We start from the raw sequence: 14,739 nt of genomic DNA, 5'->3' as shown, positions 1-14,739 counted from the left end.
CCCCTCGATATCCTGGCGGCGGCACCGAGGCCGGTCGCGAAGGAGCACCCGGATGACGGTCAGAGGCAAGGATTTCGAGGGCGCGCTCGACCGCGCCGTGCACCACGCGCGGGCGTGGCTCGACGAGGTGGGGGAGCGGCCGGTCCCGCCACGCGCCGACGCGGACGCCGTCGGCCGCACGCTCGCCGGGCCGTTGCCCGGTCGAGGGCTCGCGCCGGCCGACGTGGTCGACGAGCTCGCCGCCCGGGTCGAGCCCGGCCTGATGGCGATCGGGTCGGGCCGGTTCTTCGGCTGGGTCATGGGCGGCACCCTGCCCGCGGCGCTGGGCGCCGACTGGCTCGTGAGCGCCTGGGACCAGAACGCCGGGATGCGGTTCTCCACGCCGGGCGTCGTCGCGGTCGAGGAGGAGGCGGGACGGTGGGTGCTCGACGCGCTCGGCCTGCCCGCGGGCTCCGACGTGGGCTTCGTGACCGGCGCGACGACGGCGAACCTCACCGGGCTGGCCGCGGCGCGCGGGGCCGTTCTCGGCCGTGCGGGGTGGGACGTCCACGAGCGGGGCCTGACGGGCGGCCCTCCGGTGCGCGTGCTGGTCGGTGCCGAGCGCCACGACTCCGTCGATCTCGCGCTGCGCTACCTCGGGCTCGGCGCCCCGACGGAGGTGGCGGCCGACGACCAGGGCCGACTGCGCACGGACGCCCTGGCCGCCGCGCTCGCCGAGGGCCCGCCGGGTGCGCCGACGATCGTGGCTCTGCAGGCCGGCAACGTGCACTCCGGGTCCTTCGACCCCTTCGCGGAGGCGATCCCGCTCGCCCACGCCCACGGCGCGTGGGTGCACGTCGACGGCGCGTTCGGCCTCTGGGCGGCCGCGACACCCAGTCTCGCCCACCTCGTGCAGGGGATCGAGGGCGCCGACTCCTGGGCGACCGACGCGCACAAGACCCTGAACGTGCCCTACGACTGCGGCGTCGCCGTCGTGGCCGAGCCTGCCGCCGTGCGCGCGGCGTTCGGCGTGCACACGGCGTACCTCGTGGACGCGCCCGGCCCCGGCAACCCCTACGACAAGGCGCCCGAGCTCTCGCGGCGCGCCCGCGGCGTGCCCACCTGGGCCGCGCTGCGTTCCCTCGGGCGTGCGGGACTGTCCGGGCTCGTCGGAGGGCTGGCGGATCGCGCCCGGGCGATCGCCGAGGGCGTGGCGCGCATCGACGGCGTGCGGGTGGTCAACGACGTCGTCTACACCCAGGTGTGCCTCGCGCTGGCTGACGACGCCCTGACGCGTGCGGCCGGCGAGCGGCTCCTCGCCGACGGCGAGACCTGGATCTCCGGCTCCCGGTGGCGCGGCCAGGACGTCCTGCGGGTCTCGGTGAGCAACTGGTCCACGGACGAGGACGACGTCGCGAGGACGATCGAGGCGGTCCGGCGCGCGGTCCGGGGCCCGGCCTCGTCTTAGTCCGCGGCGCAGGTCTGCGGGCCGAGGCACGCACCGGTGGCCCGGTCCCCGCGAGGGACCGGGCCACCGGTGCGTCATGAGCCGTGCGGCTCGGGTCTCCGAGGAGGGCGTGTCAGGCGACGGCCTCGGGGACGTTCGCGACGCCGTCGGGCAGGATCCGACGGCCCAGGACCTTCGCCGAGTACCCGGCGCGGTCGAGGTACGGCGTGATGCCGCCCGTGTGGAAGCCCCACCCGGCGCCGAGGATCATGCACAGGTCGATCTGCTGCGGCCCGGCGACCACGCCCTCGTCGAGCATGTGGCCGATCTCGACCGTCAGGGCCGTGAGGACCGAGTCGAGCACGCCCGCGGCGTCGAGCACCGGGGTGCCGTGCCGGCCCGTGGTGCCGGCGGGCAGCGCCTCGCCGAACACGGCCTGGATCGTCGGGTCGACCGGCTTGGGCAGCCCGGGTGCCGGGCGGTCCAGCACGACGCGCGTGCCGTCGGCGACGAGCTTCTCCAGGCCGGGGGACGTCGGGAAGCGGTCGCCCAGGTCCTCGCGCAGCGAGGTGAGCACGTGCAGTCCGACGGCGGGGCCGACGAGGTCGAAGAGCTCGAACGTCGGCATCGGGAAGCCCAGCGGCGCGAGCGCCGTGTCGGCGACCTCGACGGACGTGCCGTTCTCGATCGCCTCGACGACCTTGCCCATGACGAGCACGAGCAGGCGGTTGACGACGAAGCCCGGCCGGTCGGCGACGAGCACGGCCGTCTTGCGCAGCTTCTTCGTGATCGCGAACGCCGTCGCGAGGGCCTCGTCGGAGGTCTTCTCGGCCTTCACCACCTCGACCAGCGGCATCTGGGCCACCGGGTTGAAGAAGTGGATGCCCACCACGCGCTCCGGGTGCGCCAGGTCGGCCGCCATCTCGGTGACGGACAGCGCGGAGGTGTTCGTCGCGAGGACCGTGTCCTCGGAGACGATGCCCTCGAGCTCGGCGAAGACCTTCTTCTTCAGGCCCATGACCTCGGTGACCGCCTCGATCACCACGTCGCACGTGGCGAACTCGCCGATCTCGGTGGTGCCGGTGACGCTCGCGGCGATGCGCGCGGCGGCCTCGGGCGTCATCCGCCCGCGTCCGACCAGCTTCTCGACGGTGGACCGGACGAAGCCGAGGCCCTTGTCGACCCGCTCCTGGTCGAGGTCGCGCATGACGACGGGCACGCCGAGGCGCTGTGCGACGAGGAGGGCGATCTGCGCCGCCATGAGGCCGGCGCCGACGATGCCGACCCGGGTGACCGGGCGGGCCAGGCCCTTGTCGGGGGCGCCGACGGGCTTCTTGCCGCCCGAGACGAGCTGGAAGGCGTAGACGCTGGCGCGCATCTCGTCGGACATGATGAGGTCGGCCAGCGCCTCGTCCTCCGCGGCGAAGGCCTCCTCGCGGGTCGCGGTACGGGCCGCGGCCAGGAGGTCGAGGGCACGGTAGGGCGCCGGTCGCGAGCCCGCGACGACGGCGTCGAGCCGCTGGCGCGTGGCCGCGACGACGGCGTCCCACACCGGCTGCGGGTCGAGCTCGCGGCGGGGCACCTCGACCTCGCCGCGCAGCACGCGCGACGCCCACAGGATCGACTGCTCGAGGAAGTCGGCCGCTTCGAAGAGCTGGTCCACCAGGCCGATCGTGGCCGCCTCGGCCGCCTTGAACGGCTTCTGCGTGGCGGGCCGGGTGAGGATGACGTCGACGGCCTTCTCGATGCCCACGAGGCGCGGCACGAGGTAGGCGCCGCCCCAGCCCGGGATGAGGCCGAGGCCGGTCTCGGGCAGGCCCAGCGCGGGGGCGTCGGACGACACGGTGCGGTAGTCGCAGTTGAGCGCGACCTCGAGGCCGCCGCCGAGCGCCAGCCCGTTGACGAACGCGAACGTCGGCACGCCCATGGTGTGCAGCAGCTCGTAGGCGGCGTGCCCGCCGCGGCCGAGCTCGAGCGCCTGCTCGTGCGAGGTGACGGTGGAGACCTGGAGCAGGTCCGCGCCCGCCGCGAGGAAGTACGGCTTGCCGGTGACGGCGACGGCGGCGATCTCGCCGCGGCCCGCGCGCCCCTGGAGCGCGGTGAGCGCCGCGGTGAGCTCGGCCATGCCCTCGGGGCCCAGCGTGCTGGGCTTGGTGTGGTCGAGGCCGTTGTCGAGGGTGACGAGCGCGAGCGTGCCCGCGCCGCCGGGGAGCGCGACGTCGCGGACGAGGGAGTGCGTGACGCGCTCGGCGCGGACGTCGGGGGTGTTCTCGGTCATCAGGTCAGTTCTCCTCGTCCGTCGCGGTGGTCGCGGTGGTGTGGCCCGAGTAGTCGGCGTGGTGCGGGTTCTCCCAGATCACCGTGCCGCCCTGGCCGAGGCCCACGCACATGGTGGTGACGCCGTACCGGACCTCGGGGTGCTTCGCGAACTGGTGCGCGAGCTGCGTCATGAGGCGCACGCCGGAGCTGGCCAGGGGGTGGCCCATGGCGATGGCGCCGCCGTACGGGTTGACGCGCTCGTCGTCGTCGGCGATCCCGTAGTGGTCGAGGAAGCTCAGCACCTGCACGGCGAAGGCCTCGTTGATCTCGAACAGGCCGATGTCGTCGATGGTGAGGCCGGCCTGGGCGAGCGCCCTGTCCGTGGCGGGGACCGGGCCGTAGCCCATGATCGACGGGTCGACGCCGGCGAACGCGGACGAGACCAGGCGCATCGCGACCGGTAGGCCCAGCTCGGCGGCGGTGTCGCCGGAGGCGAGCAGGGCGGCGGTGGCGCCGTCGGTCAGGGGGGACGCGTTGCCCGCGGTGACGCGGCCGCCCGGGCGGAACGGCGTCTTGAGGTTCGCGATGCCCTCGACGGTGGTGCTCGGGCGGGGCAGCTCGTCGGCGGTGGCCAGGCCCCAGCCCTGCTCGGCGGAGCGGACCGCCACGGGCACGAGCTCCGGGCCGACGTCGCCGTTGGCCAGGGCCTTGGCGTACTTGGCCTGGCTGTTCACGGCGTAGGCGTCCGCGCGCTCCTTGGTGAGGTGCGGGAACTTGTCGTGCAGGTTCTCGGCCGTGACGCCCATGTTGAGCGACTCGGGGTCCACCAGCTTCTCGGACAGGAAGCGCGGGTTCGGGTCGGCGTCGAAGCCCATCGGGTGGCGGCCCATGTGCTCCACGCCGCCCGCGATCACGACGTCGGCGCTGCCGGTCGCGATGCCGGCGGCGGTGGTCGTGACGGCGGTCATCGCGCCCGCGCACATGCGGTCGATCGCGAAGCCGGGGACGGTCTGGGGGAGGCCGGCGAGCATCCCCACGGTGCGGCCGAGGGTCAGGCCCTGGTCGCCCTGCTGGGTGGTGGCGGCGATGGCCACCTCGTCCACGCGCTCGCCCGGCAGCTCGGGGTGGCGGCGCAGCAGCTCGCGGACCGCCTTGACGACGAGGTCGTCCGCGCGGGTCTCGGCGAAGAGGCCGTCGGGCCGGGCCTTGCCGAACGGCGTGCGCACGCCCTCGACGAAGACGACGTCGCGCAGCGCGCGGCGGGCCGGGTTCCGTGTGGTCATGGAAGCTCCATCCGCTGACGAGGGTCGGGACTTCGGCGTCCGACGAGCGACGCCGCTCTCTCGGGCGACGACCCGGTGGGGCCGCGCCGAGGTACACGCTACCGCGAGTACCGGGAACAAGAGTAGACCATCGTGAGACCCGGTATCAGCCCGGGCACGGAGCGGGTCAGGCGAGCGCGGAGAAGGAGTCCTCGAGGGGCGTGGCGACCAGCTCGATCTGCCACGGGCGGGCGCCGCGGCCCCGCAGGAACTCCGCGATCTCGGCCGAGCGTGCCGGGTCCGGCGGCGTCCAGCACAGCCGGCGCAGGGCGTCCGGCTGCAGCAGGTTCTCCACGGGCACGTGCAGGTCGCCGGACATCGTGGCGAGGAGCTCGCGGGCCGTCGTGAGCCGACGGGCTGCGACGGGGTCTCGGTCGGCCCAGGTGCGGGGCTGGGGCGGGCCGTCGGTGCGCGGGCCGCGCTGGCTCGGCAGCCGGTCGTCGGGCAGGGCGAGGGCCTCGTCGATCGCGCGCTGCCACGCCGGCGCGCGGCGCCTCGTGGCCTTCCCCGCGAACTCCGGCAGGGCGGTGAGCTGCGGCACGGTGCGCGGCAGCGCACGGGCGGCCGCGACGATGGCGCGGTCGGGCAGCACCCGGCCGGGGGAGACGTCGCGGGCACGGGCGCTCGCGTCGCGCGCCTGCCAGAGGCTGCGGACCACGGCCAGCTGACGACGGTCGCGGAGCGTGTGCGTGCCCGACGTGCGCCGCCACGGGTCGACGCGGGGTGCCGGCGGGGGCGCGGTGCGCTCCGCCTCGAACTCCTGGGCCGCCCACTCCGCCTTGCCGTCCGCGTCGAGCCGCTCGGCCAGGCGGTCGCGCAGGTCCACCAGCACCTCGACGTCGAGGGCGGCGTAGCGCAGCCAGTCCTCGGGCAGCGGCCGGGTGGACCAGTCGACGGCGGAGTGCTCCTTGGCCAGGCCCAGGCCGAGCAGCTCTGCGACCACGGCGGCGAGGCCGACACGCTCCAGCCCCAGCAGGCGCGCGGCGAGCTCCGTGTCGAAGACCCGTGCCGGGCGCAGCCCGTGCTCGGCGAGCCCCGGCAGGTCCTGGGACGCCGCGTGCAGCACCCACTCGGCGTCGCCCACGGCGTCGCCGATCGCCGACAGGTCGGGCAGCGCGACCGGGTCGAGCAGCGCCGTGCCGGCGCCCTCGCGCCGCAGCTGCACCAGGTAGGTGGCCTGACCGTAGCGGTAGCCGGAGGCGCGCTCCGCGTCGGCGGCGACGGGGCCGGTGCCGGCCGCGAACCGCTCGACCACGCGGTCGAGGGCGACCGGGGTGTCGACCACGCGACCGACGCCGTCCGCGGGCTCGGTGAGCGGGACGACGTCGGTGGCGGTCGGGGGGACTGCTGAGCTCATGGCCCCACGGTATGCGGTCGTGACCCGGGCCGCGGGTGTCCGCGGCCGCCCGAGCGTGCGGAGAGCGAGGCGACGCCGTCGGGCAGCGGGGGCAGGCCGCCGGCCGTCGCCATGAGGTCGCCCCACACGGCGAGGTGCACGCCGAGGTCCGTGTCCGGGGGGGTCCAGGACGCGCGGATCTCGAGGTCCACGGCGTCGGGCGTGGCACCCAGCGCGCCGAAGCTCTGGGAGAGGACACGCGTCACGGTGCCGCCGATCGCCAGGGCGTCCACGCCGGCGGCGTCGAGCGACTCCGTCACCCAGGTCCACGCGACGTCGGCCAGCAGGGGGTCGGCGGCGAGCTCGGGCTCGAGGGTGGCGCGCACCAGCGTGACGACCCGGAACGTGCCCTGCCAGGTCTCCTGCCCCTCGGGGTCGTGCAGGACGACGAACCGACCGGTGGCGACCTCCTCGCCCCCGGGCTCGGCGACCTCGCCCTCGAGGGCCACCGAGTACGGGGCCACGCGCGTGGGGCCGGGGATCTCCGCCAGGTGCACCTCGCCGCGCAGCCGCCGCTCGCGCAGGGACGCCAGCGCGGCCGCGAAGGGGGCGGGCACCTGCCGAGGATCCCGCTTCGAGTCACCCGTGCGATCGCCGGTCACGCCAGCCACCGTACGGCGCGGGGCGGCCGGTCGGGTGAAACGACGCACCGGGGGGCGGGTCGTGTCCGGATCGTGATGGTCCGTACACCTCGGCCGCCGCGCCGACTACGCTGGTCCCGGCTCCCGGGCGGGGGAGCGCGTGCGCCAGTCGCCGCCACGGCCGCCCGACCCGAACCGAGAACCGACGGAAGCAGGGAAACGATGACAGCTCGTGCCCAGATCGGCGTGACCGGCCTTGCGGTGATGGGCCGCAACCTCGCCCGCAACTTCGCGCGGCACGGCTACACGGTGGCGGTGCACAACCGGTCGTACGCCAAGACCCAGTCGCTGATCGCCGAGGCCGGGCAGGAGGGCGACTTCGTCCCGTCCGAGTCGATGGCCGACTTCGTCGCCTCCCTCGAGCGGCCCCGCAAGGTCGTCATCATGGTCAAGGCGGGCGCCGCGACGGACGCCGTCATCGACGAGCTCGTGCCGCTGCTGGAGGAGGGCGACATCGTCGTCGACGCCGGCAACGCGCACTTCCCCGACACCATCCGCCGCGAGAAGGACCTCAGCGCGAAGGGCCTGCACTTCGTGGGGACCGGCGTCTCCGGCGGCGAGGAGGGTGCGCTCAACGGCCCGTCGATCATGCCGGGCGGCACCCGCGAGTCCTACGCGAGCCTCGGCCCGATCCTCGAGGACATCTCCGCGAAGGTCGACGGCACGCCCTGCTGCACCTACGTCGGCCCGGACGGCGCCGGCCACTTCGTCAAGATGGTGCACAACGGCATCGAGTACGCCGACATGCAGCTCATCGCCGAGGCCTACGACCTGCTCAAGCAGGGCCTGGGCGCGTCGGCGGCCGAGATCGGCCAGATCTTCGCCGAGTGGAACACCGGCGACCTCGAGTCCTTCCTCATCGAGATCACGGCGGACGTGCTGCAGCACGTGGACGCCGCGACCGGCAGCGCGTTCGTCGACGTCGTGCTCGACCAGGCCGAGCAGAAGGGCACCGGCCGCTGGACGGTGCAGAACGGCCTCGACCTGGGCGTCCCGATCACGGGCATCGCCGAGGCGACGTTCGCCCGCGCCCTGTCCGGCTCCGTGCCGCAGCGGGAGGCCGGCCGTGCCGCGCTGCCCGCCGACGCGGGCACCTGGGAGATCGCCGACCGCGACGCCTTCATCGAGGACGTGCGCCTCGCGCTGTACGCGTCGAAGGTCGTCGCGTACAGCCAGGGCTTCGACCAGATCGCCGCCGCCTCCGCCGAGTACGGCTGGGACATCGACCGCGGCGCGATGGCCCGCATCTGGCGCGGCGGCTGCATCATCCGCGCGCGCTTCCTCAACCGCATCACCGAGGCGTACGAGCGCGACGCGGCGCTGCCGCTGCTGCTCGCGGACGAGTACTTCACGAACGCCGTCGGCAACGGCCTCGCCGCCTGGCGCCGAGTCGTGTCGCAGGCCGCCCTCAACGGGGTGCCCACGCCGGCGTTCTCCTCGTCGCTGGCCTACTACGACGGCGTGCGGGCCGAGCGCCTGCCCGCCGCGCTCATCCAGGCGCAGCGCGACTTCTTCGGGGCGCACACCTACCGCCGCACCGATCGCGAGGGCACCTTCCACACCGAGTGGTCGGCCGACCGCTCCGAGCAGGAGGCATGAGCGCACCCGTGAGCACCACCAGCACCGAGACCGGCCCCGGGTTCCAGCCCGTCATCGTCGGGTCGGACATCGGGGTGTACGCGCTCGCCCGCTCGTTCCACGAGCGCTACGGCGTGCGCACCACCGTCGTCGCCTTCGCGGAACCGGGCCCGATCGCGCACTCGCAGATCATCGACACCGAGCTGTCCGGCACCGCGCCCGAGCAGATCGTCGCGGCGCTCCAGGACGTGGCGGGCCGCCTGGCGGCCCCCGGTCGCGCGCTCGTGCTCCTCACCAACATGGACTGGGTGGTGCGCGTGCTCGTGCACCACCGCGGGGAGCTCGAGGCCGCGGGGTACGTGGTGCCGTTCGCGGACGCCGCGCTCATCGACCGGATCTCCGACAAGGCGGAGTTCCAGGAGGTGTGCGCCGAGCTCGGGATCCCGACGCCGGCCACCGTCATCCAGGACTTCGCCCGCGCGGCCGAGCCCGGCTGGGAGCCGCTGCCGGTCGGCTTCGACTTCCCGGTCATCGCCAAGCCCGCGAGCAGCGCCGACTACCACGACGTGCAGTTCGCGGGGAAGAAGAAGATCTACGAGATCGCGACGCCGGCCGAGCTGGACCGGCTGATGATCTCGCTGCGCGAGGCGGGCTTCCGCGGCCGCTTCCTCGTGCAGGAGAACATCCCCGGCGACGACACCCGCATGCGGTCGGTCACGGCGTACGCCGACACGAGCGGGCGGGTCACGCTGCGCTCCTCGGCGCAGGTGCTCCTGGAGGAGCGCACGCCGGCCGCCCGGGGCAACCCGTCGGCGATGATCGTCGAGCCGATCGCCGAGATCCTCGACGCCGCCCAGCGGATCCTCGAGCACACGGGCTGGCGCGGGTTCGCGAACTTCGACGTCAAGCTCGACCCGCGCGACGGCGTGTTCAAGTTCTTCGAGCAGAACCCGCGCATCGGGCGGAACAACTACTACCTCACCGCGGGCGGGCAGAACCCGACCGAGGCCCTGGTGGACGACGTCGTGCACGGCGTGCGCCGCGAGCCGGTGACGGCCGACCGCGAGGTGCTGTACTCCGTCGTGCCGAAGCGCCTGCTGCGCTCGTACGTGCTGGACCCGGAGCTGCACGCCCGCGTCGTGCGGCTGCAGCGCTCGGGCCGCACCGTGCACCCGCTGCGCTACAAGGCCGACGCGTCGCCGCGCCGCCGGCTGTACGTGCTCACGGCGATGCTCAACCACGTGCGCAAGTACCGGCAGTTCTACCCGCTGGAGGCGCTGCGCCGGAACTACGCGGCGAACACGGCGGCCGGGGCACCGGCCGGCACGTCGACCGGCGGCGCCGCGACGAAGGAGGCATCGTGACGCAGACCCCGCAGCGGCGGCTGCAGCCCGTCGTCCTGGGCGGCGACATCGGCGCGTACAGCCTGGCCCGCGCGTTCCACGAGGCGTACGGCGTGCGGTCCGTGGTCGTGTCCGGCGCTTCCACGGGCCTGGTGCGGCACTCGCGCATCCTCACGCACGTGGCCGAGCCGCAGATCGACGACCCCGAGGCGATCGTGGCGCGCCTGCGTCGTATCGCCGACGAGCACACCGACGCCGACCTGGTCGTCGTGGGCTCGGCCGACTGGCTCGTGCGGATGCTGGTGCAGCACCGCGACCGCCTGGAGGACCGCTACCTGGTGCCCTACGTGGGCGAGGAGCTGCTGCTGCGGCTCACCGACAAGGAGGAGTTCGGTGCCCTGTGCGCCGAGCTCGGCCTCGCGCACCCGACGACGGTCGTGCACGACGTCGCGTCGGGCACCGAGCCGGACACCGGCGGGCTGACGTTCCCGGTGATCGCGAAGGCGGCCAGCACGGCGGCCTACCACGACGTCGAGTTCGCCGGGAAGAAGAAGGTCTTCCTCGTGGACACGCGCGCCGAGCTGCTCGACCTGCTCGGCCGCGTGAAGGACGCCGGGTACGTCGGCTCGTTCGTCGTGCAGGACTACATCCCGGGGGACGACTCCGGCATGCGGATCCTCACCTGCTACAGCGACGCCCAGGGCAAGGTGCGGTTCTCCTCCTTCGGGCACGTGCTGCTGGAGGAGCACGCGCCGGGCGCGCTCGGCAACCCGGCCGCGATCGTCACGGGCACCCAGCCCGAGGTCGTGGAGCAGGCGCGCCGGCTGCTCGAGCACGTCGGCTGGACCGGCGTCGCGAACTTCGACCTCAAGTACGACCCGCGCGACGGGCGGTACGTGTTCTTCGAGCTCAACCCGCGCCTGGGCCGCTCGAACTACTACGTCACGTCGACGGGCGCGAACCCGGTGAAGTTCTACGTGCACGAGCACCTGCGCGGCCTCGACCCCGACCCGCGCGCGGTGCTCGGTGCCGACGTCCCGCTCTCCGGCGACGGCGAGGTCACCACCGAGCACCTGTACACGGTGCTGCCCGGCACCCTGCTGCGCCGGTACGTCGCCGACCCGGGGACCCGGACCCGCACACGGCGCCTGCAGCTGACCCGGCGGGCGTCCAACCCGCTCTGGTACCGCAAGGAGTGGGACCCGCGCCGGGTCGCCTACCTGCTGGTGGCGCAGCTCAACCAGTACCGCAAGTACGCCCGGCACTACCCGGTGGCGCAGTCGCGGGCCCTCGCCTGGACCGGGCCGGCCGCGCCGCAGGGCGCGCGGGAGGGCGCGTGACCACCGAGGTCGAGCACGGCGCCGGTGACGCCGACGGGACGGTCGAGGACCGGCCCGTCGGCGTCATCGGGGGCGTGGGCCCGCTGGCCACCGCGTACTTCCTGCAGCGGGTGGTGCAGCGCACCGACGCCGAGCGCGACCAGGACCACGTGGACCTCGTCGTGCTCAACCACGCGACGATCCCGGACCGCACGGACTTCGTGCTCGGCCGGTCGCCCGCCGACCCGGGACCCGTGCTCGCGCGGGACGCCCGGCGCCTGCAGGACTTCGGCGTGCAGTTCCTCGTCATGCCCTGCAACACCGCGCACTACTTCACCCAGCAGGTGCTGGACGCGGTCACCGTGCCGTTCGTCTCGATCATCGACGTGACGGTCGCGGCGGCGCGTGCGCGGGTGCCCGGCCTGGGGCGCGTCGGCCTGCTGGCCACGGCGGGGACGGTCGCGTCGAAGGTGTACGACGACGCGTTCGCCGCCCACGGGGTCGACGTCGTCGTCCCCGACGCCGCCGACCAGGACGTCGTCAGCACGGTGATCTACGACCAGGTCAAGGCCGGCCGGCCGGCCGACCCCGACGCCCTGCGCGGGGTGGCGGCCCGGCTCGTGGAGCGCGGCGCGTCCGTCGTCGTGCTCGGCTGCACCGAGCTGTCCGTCGCCGCGGTCGACCACGACCTGCTGGACGAGGAGCCCTTCCTCGACTCCATGGACGAGCTGGTGCGCGCGACGATCACCGGGGCGGGCCACCGCGTGCGCTGATCCCGCACCGCACGACCCCAGCGCCACGCACGAGGGCCCCGTCCGCCGGACGGGGCCCTCGCGCGTGCCAGGGGGTCTCGGGGACCGGGCTCAGTCGCCGATCTCGCTGGTGCCGGCGTACAGGTGCAGCACGGGGACCTGCAGGAGCTCGCGGGCGCGCGACGCCCAGTCGGAGCGGAAGGTGTCCGCGACGACGTGGGGGTATGTCACGACGACCACGTCGTCCACGCCGTCCGGGCCGCCCTGGGCCTCGACGGCGGCGCTCAGCGCGGGCAGCGGGTCCTCCTCGGTCACCGTGCCCTCGGCGGTGGCTCCGGCCGCCCGCAGCGCCGCGAGCGACCGCTCGAGGCGCTCGGCGGCGGTCACCTTCGCCTGCTCGGGCGTGGGCTCCTTGCCCACGAGGTCCTGGCCGGCCTCGCGCAGCTCGCCCACCCACAGGTGGTCGATGATCGCGGCGACCACGTTGCGGTCGGTGTCCGAGGGGACGAGCACGCGGTAGCGCTCGGCCTGCTCGTCGTGCAGGGACAGGATGTGCGCCACGTCGGCGTCGGTGAGGGCGTCCTCGGTGAGGACGACGGTCGTCGGCATGCCAGCACCGTAGCCACCCGGGGCCGTGGATGCGAGGCCAGCGGGCCGGCGCGGGGCGGGACGTGACGCGCGCCTCGCCACGGGGCTCCTGGGACCGGGCTCAGCGCAGGAGCCAGCGCGCCAGCAGCGTGCCGGAGCCCGGCGCGTGCAGCAGGTGCGTGAGGCGGGCGGGCGTGGCCGGCCGCGCCGGGATCCCGGCCGGGCGCGGCCCCTCGCCGGGGGACCCGGCGGGGGAGGCGGCCACGATGCGGGAGGGGCCCGGCCCGACGAGGCACGGGCTGGTCGTGACGCACAGCTCGTCGACCAGGTCGTCCGCGAGCATGGCGGCGAGCAGCGTCGGGCCGCCCTCGCACAGGACGCGGTGCAGCCCTCGGTCGGCCAGGGCCGCGAGACCGGCACGCAGGTCCACCTCGTCGGGGTCGTCCGCCGACGCCACCGCGAGCACCCGGTCGGCGGGGACCATCCGGCTCGCCGTCCGCGCGCCCGCCGCGCCGGTGAGGACGAGCGGCGGCCGGTCGCCGTCGGCGAGCTGCTGCGGCACCCGGCCGGAGCGCGTGACGAGCGCGAGCTCGAGGGGTCGGTCGCCCGTCGTGGGAAGGCCCTGCGGCCGGTCGAGCGCCGTGTAGCCCTCGTGGCGGGCCGTGCCCGCACCGACGAGCACGACGTCGGCCGCGGCACGCAGGACACGGAACGCGCGCCAGTCCGCGTCGTCGTTGATCGAGCCGGACAGGTGGTCCGGGCCCCACGCGCCGCCGTCGACCGTGCTGACGAAGTTGGCCCGCAGCCACCTGCCGGACCCGGTGCCCTCGTCGTACAGCGCACGGAGGCGGTGCTCGGTCGGGTCGGGGGGCAGGTGCTCCGGTGCCGGGACGAGCAGGTCGAGCGGCGTCGTGGCAGATCTCACAGCGGCCAGCGTACTGACGCGGCGTAGCCTTGACGGTCGTGACGCTCACGCAGGACGAGGACCAGGACCAGGACCAGGACCAGGACCAGGGCACGGGTACGGGCCCGGGCGCCGACGCGGGCGCGACGCCCCCCGCGCACGACGGCGCGGTGCCGTCCCTGTCGGCGGTGCGTCCGACGGTCTCCCCGGACCGGCTGCTCGCCGACCTCGTGCCGCCGCGCCACTTCGCCCAGGCACGTTTCTCCACCTACCGGGCCGACCCCGCCCACCCGAGCCAGACGACGGTGCCGGCCCGGCTGCAGGAGGTCGCGCGCGAGATCGCCGCGCCGCGGTCGTCGGGGCTGAAGGCGCTGTTCGGGCGACGTCGGGCGGTGCCCGCCGTGTACATGGACGGCGGCTTCGGCGTCGGCAAGACGCACCTGCTCACCTCGCTGGCCCACGAGGTCACGGCGGCCGTGGGCGAGGGGGCGGTCGCATACGGCACGTTCGTCGAGTACACGAACCTCGTGGGGGCGCTGGGCTTCCTGCCGACGGTCGAGGCGCTCGCCACGCGCCGTCTGGTCTGCATCGACGAGTTCGAGCTCGACGACCCCGGCGACACGGTGCTGATGTCGCGCCTGCTGCGCGAGCTCGCGGACCGCGACGTCGCCCTCGCCGCGACGTCGAACACGCTGCCCGAGGCGCTGGGCGAGGGCCGCTTCGCGGCCGAGGACTTCCTGCGCGAGATCCAGGCGCTCTCGTCGCGCTTCGAGGTGCTGCGCGTCGACGGCGAGGACTACCGCCACCGCGCCGTCGTGACCGAGGCGGCCCCGATCCCGGCCGACGTCGTGGAGCGCGCGGCCGCCGGGCGTCCGGGTGCGGTCCTCGACGAGTTCGACGGGCTGCTCGCGCACCTCGCGACCGTCCACCCGAGCCGGTACGGCGCCCTGCTCGACGGCGTGGAGCTGGTGGCGCTCACCGGCGTGCGGCCCGTGCAGCGGCAGGAGGTGGCCCTGCGGCTCGTGGTCCTCGTCGACCGCCTGTACGACCGCGACGTGCCCGTGCTCCTCTCCGGTGACGGTGCACAGCACCTGTTCTCCGAGGAGATGCTGCGCGGGGGTTACCGCAAGAAGTACTTCCGGGCGCTGTCGCGTCTCGGGGCCCTCGCGGAGGAAGGCCGACGCCTGACGGCGTGAGGCCCGCCCGCGGCG

General features: G+C 74.6%; 12 protein-coding genes. 6 read left to right on the top strand and 6 right to left on the bottom strand.

All coding sequences use genetic code 11. From position 1 onward, the window contains the following. The first annotated feature begins 52 nt into the window (after nt 1–52). Entirely contained in the window at nt 53–1,447 is a 1,395-nt protein-coding gene (locus ACFQ8Y_RS06270) for a pyridoxal phosphate-dependent decarboxylase family protein (protein ID WP_430584944.1), read from the top strand. Between the two features lie 112 nt (nt 1,448–1,559). On the opposite strand, the gene ACFQ8Y_RS06265 is transcribed toward ACFQ8Y_RS06270, so the two are convergent. From ACFQ8Y_RS06265 to ACFQ8Y_RS06250, 4 genes are all read right to left on the bottom strand, one after another. Next, nucleotides 1,560–3,704 carry a 3-hydroxyacyl-CoA dehydrogenase NAD-binding domain-containing protein gene (locus ACFQ8Y_RS06265; RefSeq protein WP_430584943.1) on the bottom strand — a complete coding sequence of 715 codons (2,145 nt, stop codon included), beginning with the start codon at nt 3,702–3,704 and terminating at the stop codon, nt 1,560–1,562. 4 nt (nt 3,705–3,708) lie between these two features. Further along, the gene (locus ACFQ8Y_RS06260) at nt 3,709–4,968 is read right to left on the bottom strand and encodes a thiolase family protein (protein ID WP_430551120.1); all 1,260 of its coding nucleotides are present in this window, start codon (nt 4,966–4,968) and stop codon (nt 3,709–3,711) included. Between the two features lie 166 nt (nt 4,969–5,134). Further along, complete coding sequence (locus tag ACFQ8Y_RS06255) at nt 5,135–6,364, bottom strand: HRDC domain-containing protein (RefSeq protein ID WP_430551121.1); 1,230 nt, start codon at nt 6,362–6,364, stop codon at nt 5,135–5,137. Beyond that, a complete protein-coding gene (locus ACFQ8Y_RS06250) occupies nt 6,361–6,960 on the bottom strand; it encodes a DUF3000 domain-containing protein (RefSeq protein ID WP_430584942.1) in 600 nt (199 codons plus the stop codon). The genes ACFQ8Y_RS06255 and ACFQ8Y_RS06250 overlap by 4 nt, the downstream gene beginning before the upstream one ends. Nucleotides 6,961–7,206: 246 nt before the next feature. On the opposite strand from ACFQ8Y_RS06250, the gene gndA reads away from it, so the two are divergent. The 4 genes from gndA to ACFQ8Y_RS06230 are packed head-to-tail and all read left to right on the top strand — an operon-like array spanning nt 7,207 to nt 12,057. Continuing rightward, a complete protein-coding gene (gene gndA / locus ACFQ8Y_RS06245) occupies nt 7,207–8,643 on the top strand; it encodes an NADP-dependent phosphogluconate dehydrogenase (RefSeq protein WP_430584941.1) in 1,437 nt (478 codons plus the stop codon). Then, the gene (locus tag ACFQ8Y_RS06240; protein WP_430551124.1) at nt 8,640–9,986 is read left to right on the top strand and encodes a hypothetical protein; all 1,347 of its coding nucleotides are present in this window, start codon (nt 8,640–8,642) and stop codon (nt 9,984–9,986) included. Before gndA ends, ACFQ8Y_RS06240 begins: the two co-directional genes overlap by 4 nt. Further along, a complete protein-coding gene (locus ACFQ8Y_RS06235; protein WP_430584940.1) occupies nt 9,983–11,305 on the top strand; it encodes a carboxylate--amine ligase in 1,323 nt (440 codons plus the stop codon). The genes ACFQ8Y_RS06240 and ACFQ8Y_RS06235 overlap by 4 nt, the downstream gene beginning before the upstream one ends. Further along, the gene (locus ACFQ8Y_RS06230) at nt 11,302–12,057 is read left to right on the top strand and encodes an aspartate/glutamate racemase family protein (protein ID WP_430562314.1); all 756 of its coding nucleotides are present in this window, start codon (nt 11,302–11,304) and stop codon (nt 12,055–12,057) included. The genes ACFQ8Y_RS06235 and ACFQ8Y_RS06230 overlap by 4 nt, the downstream gene beginning before the upstream one ends. A 90-nt stretch (nt 12,058–12,147) precedes the next feature. Here the strand turns inward: ACFQ8Y_RS06230 and ACFQ8Y_RS06225 are convergent, their stop codons facing one another. Both ACFQ8Y_RS06225 and ACFQ8Y_RS06220 read right to left on the bottom strand, forming a co-directional pair. Then, nucleotides 12,148–12,645: a hypothetical protein gene (locus tag ACFQ8Y_RS06225; RefSeq protein WP_430551127.1), complete on the bottom strand. Its 498-nt coding sequence runs from the start codon at nt 12,643–12,645 to the stop codon at nt 12,148–12,150. Nucleotides 12,646–12,745: 100 nt separating this feature from the next. Further along, the gene (locus ACFQ8Y_RS06220; protein ID WP_430584939.1) at nt 12,746–13,549 is read right to left on the bottom strand and encodes a dihydrofolate reductase family protein; all 804 of its coding nucleotides are present in this window, start codon (nt 13,547–13,549) and stop codon (nt 12,746–12,748) included. A 149-nt stretch (nt 13,550–13,698) separates the two neighbouring features. On the opposite strand from ACFQ8Y_RS06220, the gene zapE reads away from it, so the two are divergent. Next, nucleotides 13,699–14,724 carry a cell division protein ZapE gene (zapE, locus tag ACFQ8Y_RS06215; RefSeq protein ID WP_430551269.1) on the top strand — a complete coding sequence of 342 codons (1,026 nt, stop codon included), beginning with the start codon at nt 13,699–13,701 and terminating at the stop codon, nt 14,722–14,724. Nucleotides 14,725–14,739 lie beyond the last annotated feature (15 nt).

Source organism: Isoptericola sp. NPDC056605, from assembly GCF_042792795.1.
Classification (GTDB): domain Bacteria; phylum Actinomycetota; class Actinomycetes; order Actinomycetales; family Cellulomonadaceae; genus Isoptericola.
Note: the sequence above shows the minus strand (reverse complement) of the source record. Positions and strands in the feature narration are given on the sequence as shown.

Bases quoted from the DNA above. Each gene is read 5' to 3' on its own strand.
- ACFQ8Y_RS06270 (WP_430584944.1), top strand. From the start codon at position 53: ATGACGGTCAGAGGCAAGGATTTCGAGGGCGCGCTCGACCGCGCCGTG.
- ACFQ8Y_RS06265 (WP_430584943.1), bottom strand. From the start codon at position 3,704: ATGACCGAGAACACCCCCGACGTCCGCGCCGAGCGCGTCACGCACTCC.
- ACFQ8Y_RS06260 (WP_430551120.1), bottom strand. From the start codon at position 4,968: ATGACCACACGGAACCCGGCCCGCCGCGCGCTGCGCGACGTCGTCTTC.
- ACFQ8Y_RS06255 (WP_430551121.1), bottom strand. From the start codon at position 6,364: ATGAGCTCAGCAGTCCCCCCGACCGCCACCGACGTCGTCCCGCTCACC.
- gndA (WP_430584941.1), top strand. From the start codon at position 7,207: ATGACAGCTCGTGCCCAGATCGGCGTGACCGGCCTTGCGGTGATGGGC.
- ACFQ8Y_RS06240 (WP_430551124.1), top strand. From the start codon at position 8,640: ATGAGCGCACCCGTGAGCACCACCAGCACCGAGACCGGCCCCGGGTTC.
- ACFQ8Y_RS06225 (WP_430551127.1), bottom strand. From the start codon at position 12,645: ATGCCGACGACCGTCGTCCTCACCGAGGACGCCCTCACCGACGCCGAC.